This window comes from Streptomyces sp. HSW2009, assembly GCF_040240285.1.
Classification (GTDB): domain Bacteria; phylum Actinomycetota; class Actinomycetes; order Streptomycetales; family Streptomycetaceae; genus Streptomyces.
Map to the genome: position 1 here is coordinate 1 of NZ_JBEHZD010000629.1, position 4,045 is coordinate 4,045.

Consider the following 4,045-nt stretch of genomic DNA (forward strand, 5'->3'; position numbering starts at 1 on the left):
TTTTAAAGCATCCGCCGCCCCCCCAGAACTACACATGGAGTAGCGTCGCCCGCGCCAGATGTTAATACGCCCCCCCCCCGGGTGGCTCACCGGCCGGTGCGCCGACCGGTGGCGCGCCGACCGGCGCTGCGCCCACCGGCGGGGCCGAGCTGCCGACCCCGGTCGCCGTGCCCGGCACCGGGCCGCACTCGCTGTTCACGGTCCGCCGCGCGGCCCGCTTCCGCTTCGACCGCGACGACCTGCGCGACCACCACCTTGAGGTGGTCGAGAGCGCCCTCCAGGCCGGCCCGCAGACCTGCGCGGCGGACGCCTCCGACCATCTGCAACCGCTGTTCGCCGGCGAGCGCGCGCCGTCGGACGCCGCGGCCGGTACGAACCCGTACGCGACCGGGCGCCCCACGGACTCGCTGTGCGGGGTGCTGGCACCCGACGCACAGCCCTCGGGGCTCGGCTCCCGCTAGCCGGGGCCCGCACTCGGCTGCTGCTGCTTCTGCTGCTGCTTTCGCTTCGGCTGAGCTCCGGGCCGCGGGTTCAGCTTCCGCTGGCCCCGCTGCCGCCGCTGGTGGGGCCGTCGTCTGCCGGCCCGTCGCTGGCGCCACCGCCGCCCGGCGCACCGCTGTCCGGCCCGTCGCCGGCCGGCCCGCTGCCCTGGCCCGGCCCGCCGTCAGCGTCCGGCGCGCCGGCACCGCCCGACCCGCCGGCGCTCTCCGTGCCGCCCCGGCCCCCGCCGGTGAACCTGTCCCGCAGCTTGCCGCCGAGGTCGCCGGCGCCGCCCGCGATGTCCCGCACCAGACCCATCAGCGGGTCCTTGCTGTTGCGCACGGTGTCCGCGTAGTGGTTCGCGGACTCCTTGAACGAGTCGCTGACCGAGGTGCCCTTGTCCTCGCCGCGGCGCGGGTAGTGGCCGTCCATCAGCCGCTGGTAGTCACGGCTGGCCGCCCACCGCTTGAGCTCGGCGGCGCGCACCGTGGCGAACGGGTGGGTGCGCGGCAGCACGTTCAGGATCTTCAGCACCGAGTCGCGCAGGTCGCCGCCGGCCTCGTACTCGTCCGCCTGCTGCAAGAACGCGTCCACGTTCATCTCGTGCAGATGGTTCCCGCCGGCCAGCTTCATCAGGCCGCGCATCGACGCCTGGAGGTCCTGCCCGACCAGCAGCCCCGCCCGGTCGGCGGACAGCTCCGACTTGCGGAACCACTCGCGCAGCGCCGTCACGATCGCCATCACCGCGACGTTGCCCAGCGGAATCCAGGCCACCTTCAGCGCGATGTTCGTCAGGAACAGCAGGATCGTGCGGTACACCGCGTGGCCCGACAGCGCGTGCCCCACCTCGTGCCCGATGACCGCCCGCATCTCCTCCTCGTCGAGCAGCTCGACCAGGCCGGTGGTCAGCACGATGATCGGCTCGTCCAGGCCGATGCACATCGCGTTCGGGTTCGGGTCCTGCGTGACGTACATCGGCGGGACCTTCGCCAGGTCAAGGACGTAACAGGCGTCCCGCAGCATGTCGTTGAGGTGGGCGAACTGCTGGTCGCTGACCCGTACCGAATCGGACAGGAACAGCAGCCGCAGGCTCCGCTCGGGGAGCAGGCCGCTGAGGGCCTTGAACACGGTGTCGAACCCGGTCAGCTTCCGCAGCGCCACCAGCGCCGATCGGTCCGCCGGATGCTCGTACGCGCGTGAGGAGATCTCCGGGAACCGCCTGCGCTCGCGGCTCGGCGGATGTTCGTGACCGTGCGTGGTGCTGTCGCTCATCGTGCCCCCCTCGTTGGGCTGCTGGTCGTGGCCCGTCGTGCCGTTCGGCCCACCCCACCCTAGGACCTGTGGATGACGTGGCTACCGTGGAGTGATGCACTACCTCACTGCCTTGCACGACGTAGTAATCGCCGCCCCCACGCCCTCCGCCACCCCGGGCAGCGGCTCGCACGGCGGCGGCGCCGGGCCGGTCCTGCGTACCGTGCTCATCGTCGGCGTCCTGGGCGCGGCCCTGGGCGCCTGGTTCCTGCTGCGTGGCTATCGGGACCAGGGCGGGCACGGCTGAGTCCCGTCGGACCCCGCCCCGAGCCCGACAGTCGACAAGACGTGCGGAGTCGGCGTGAGGTTGCGCGGCGGCGCCGCATACGATGTGCCGGAAGTGTTCTGCCCGTCCCTCCCCGAGCCGTGCGGCACGGGGACCGCCCCGGATAGGTCCTGCCGACGATGACCGCTTTCCACACCGCACACGCGACCCTGGCCCCGCTCGCCTCCGAGGGCGGCGAGCACGGTGGCGAACACGACAGCCTCAACCCGTACCTGACCGGTGGCGGAGCGCTGTTCTTCCTGCTGCTCCTGCTGTGGATCACCACGCGCTTCAACCGGGACCGCTGACCGCGGCGGCGGGGTACGAGCGCGCTTAGTAGGGTCTGCACGCATGGGAGAACAGACAGCGTCCGTGAAGCGGCGACTCGGCGTGATGGGCGGGACCTTCGACCCCATCCACCACGGGCACCTGGTCGCCGCGAGCGAGGTGGCGGCACAGTTCCACCTGGACGAGGTGGTGTTCGTGCCGACGGGGCAGCCGTGGCAGAAGAGCCACAAGCAGGTGTCACCGGCCGAGGACCGCTACCTGATGACGGTCATCGCCACCGCGTCCAACCCGCAGTTCTCCGTCAGCCGGATCGACATCGACCGCGGCGGCAAGACCTACACCGCCGACACCCTGCGCGACCTGCGGGCCGGCAACTCCGACGCCGACCTGTTCTTCATCACCGGCGCCGACGCCCTCTCGCAGATCCTCACCTGGCACGACGCGGCGGACCTGTTCTCGCTCGCACACTTCATCGGCGTCACCAGGCCGGGACACATATTGACCGACGCCGGCCTCCCGGAAGGCGGCGTGTCGCTGATCGAGGTGCCGGCGCTGGCGATCTCGTCCACCGACTGCCGGGCCCGCGTCGCCCAGGGCGATCCCGTCTGGTACCTGGTGCCCGACGGCGTGGTGCGCTACATCGACAAGCGCGAGCTGTACCGCGACGACGGCTGAAGGGGCACCGGTGAACGACCGACAGGACCCGTCTCCTCCTGACGACTGGCCCGGCGACCCACACGCCCCCAGCGACCCGTACGCCGGCTACCGGCCGAACGACCCGTACCCGGCGGACCCCGCCTATCCCCCCTACCAGCAGGGCGGCTACCAGCAGCCCCAGCCGGACGGCTACGGCTACGACGCCTACGGCGGTCAGCAGGGCCAAGGGGGCCAGCCGCAGCAGGGCTATCCGCAGGGCGGCAGGCACGGGGTCCCCCCGCCGTTCCCGCAGCAGACATCGCCGTACCCGCAGCAGGACCAGACCGGCTACGCCCCGCAGCCCGCACCGGACCAGGGCGGCTACGACCCGTACGGGCCGGGCGCCGCGCAGTCCGGCCTCCCGTACGCCCCCGGCCAGCAGGGCGGCGGGCCGCAGCCCGGGACGTACGACACCCAGGAGTATCCGCACCAGGGCCACCAGCAGGGTCCGCCCGCGGTGTCGTCCGGCCCCGGCGGACCTGGCCAGGACGGGGCGTTCTCCGGCGGCTATTCGCCTGCCCCGGCGCAGGGCTACCAGCCGCCCCAGCACCACGCGGGACACCAGGGCCAGGACTTCGGGCAGCACGGCGGGCCCGGCGCCCCGTACGGCGCCGGCGCGCCCGCGACCGGCGCCCAGCCCGCGGCGGTCCGGCCGTACGCGCCAGGGCCCGGCGGCGACCCGGGGCAGCCCGGGGCGTTCCCGCAGCCCCGGCAGGACGGCTACGCGGCGGCCGAACCGACCGCGCCCCGCACCTCGACCCACCGCAGGGTGCCCCGCCAGGCCACGCCCGAGCAGGCGCCCGCCGGACCGGCCGGTACGGGGCAGGGCGGGGCCGGGCAGGGTGGCACCGGGCAGGGCGGGGCTGGGCAAGGTGGGGTCGGACCCGTCGGCTCCGGACCGCTCGCTTCCGGGTCGGCCGCCTCCGGGCCCGCCGGCGCCGCGCAGCCCGTGCCAGGCCAGCCCAGGTCGCGGCGGGCCCAGCGCGGACAGCAGCCGCAGGCCAC

The 4,045-nt window shown here is 73.7% G+C and carries 5 protein-coding genes and 1 pseudogene; 5 read left to right on the plus strand and 1 reads right to left on the minus strand.

Features of this window, described 5'->3' with window-relative positions; genetic code table 11:
* Positions 1–167 precede the first annotated feature (167 nt).
* The gene (locus tag AAHZ94_RS29730; protein WP_502964825.1) at positions 168–461 is read left to right on the plus strand and encodes a hypothetical protein; all 294 of its coding nucleotides are present in this window, start codon (positions 168–170) and stop codon (positions 459–461) included.
* 70 nt (positions 462–531) lie between these two features.
* Here AAHZ94_RS29730 and AAHZ94_RS29735 read toward each other — a convergent pair whose 3' ends face one another.
* The gene (locus tag AAHZ94_RS29735; protein ID WP_349996801.1) at positions 532–1,752 is read right to left on the minus strand and encodes a M48 family metallopeptidase; all 1,221 of its coding nucleotides are present in this window, start codon (positions 1,750–1,752) and stop codon (positions 532–534) included.
* 94 nt (positions 1,753–1,846) lie between these two features.
* On the opposite strand from AAHZ94_RS29735, the gene AAHZ94_RS29740 reads away from it, so the two are divergent.
* The 4 genes and pseudogenes from AAHZ94_RS29740 to AAHZ94_RS29755 all read left to right on the plus strand — a co-directional run.
* Positions 1,847–2,038, plus strand: coding sequence for a hypothetical protein (locus AAHZ94_RS29740; protein WP_349996802.1), 192 nt, complete (start codon positions 1,847–1,849; stop codon positions 2,036–2,038).
* Between the two features lie 158 nt (positions 2,039–2,196).
* A complete protein-coding gene (locus AAHZ94_RS29745; RefSeq protein ID WP_349996803.1) occupies positions 2,197–2,364 on the plus strand; it encodes a hypothetical protein in 168 nt (55 codons plus the stop codon).
* A gap of 43 nt (positions 2,365–2,407) precedes the next feature.
* Entirely contained in the window at positions 2,408–3,019 is a 612-nt protein-coding gene (gene nadD, locus AAHZ94_RS29750) for a nicotinate-nucleotide adenylyltransferase (protein ID WP_349996804.1), read from the plus strand.
* Positions 3,020–3,029: 10 nt separating this feature from the next.
* Positions 3,030–4,045 (plus strand): annotated as a pseudogene (locus tag AAHZ94_RS29755) (hypothetical protein); the annotation flags it as partial.

Bases quoted from the DNA above. Each gene is read 5' to 3' on its own strand.
- AAHZ94_RS29735 (WP_349996801.1), bottom strand. From the start codon at position 1,752: ATGAGCGACAGCACCACGCACGGTCACGAACATCCGCCGAGCCGCGAG.
- AAHZ94_RS29740 (WP_349996802.1), top strand. From the start codon at position 1,847: ATGCACTACCTCACTGCCTTGCACGACGTAGTAATCGCCGCCCCCACG.
- AAHZ94_RS29745 (WP_349996803.1), top strand. From the start codon at position 2,197: ATGACCGCTTTCCACACCGCACACGCGACCCTGGCCCCGCTCGCCTCC.
- nadD (WP_349996804.1), top strand. From the start codon at position 2,408: ATGGGAGAACAGACAGCGTCCGTGAAGCGGCGACTCGGCGTGATGGGC.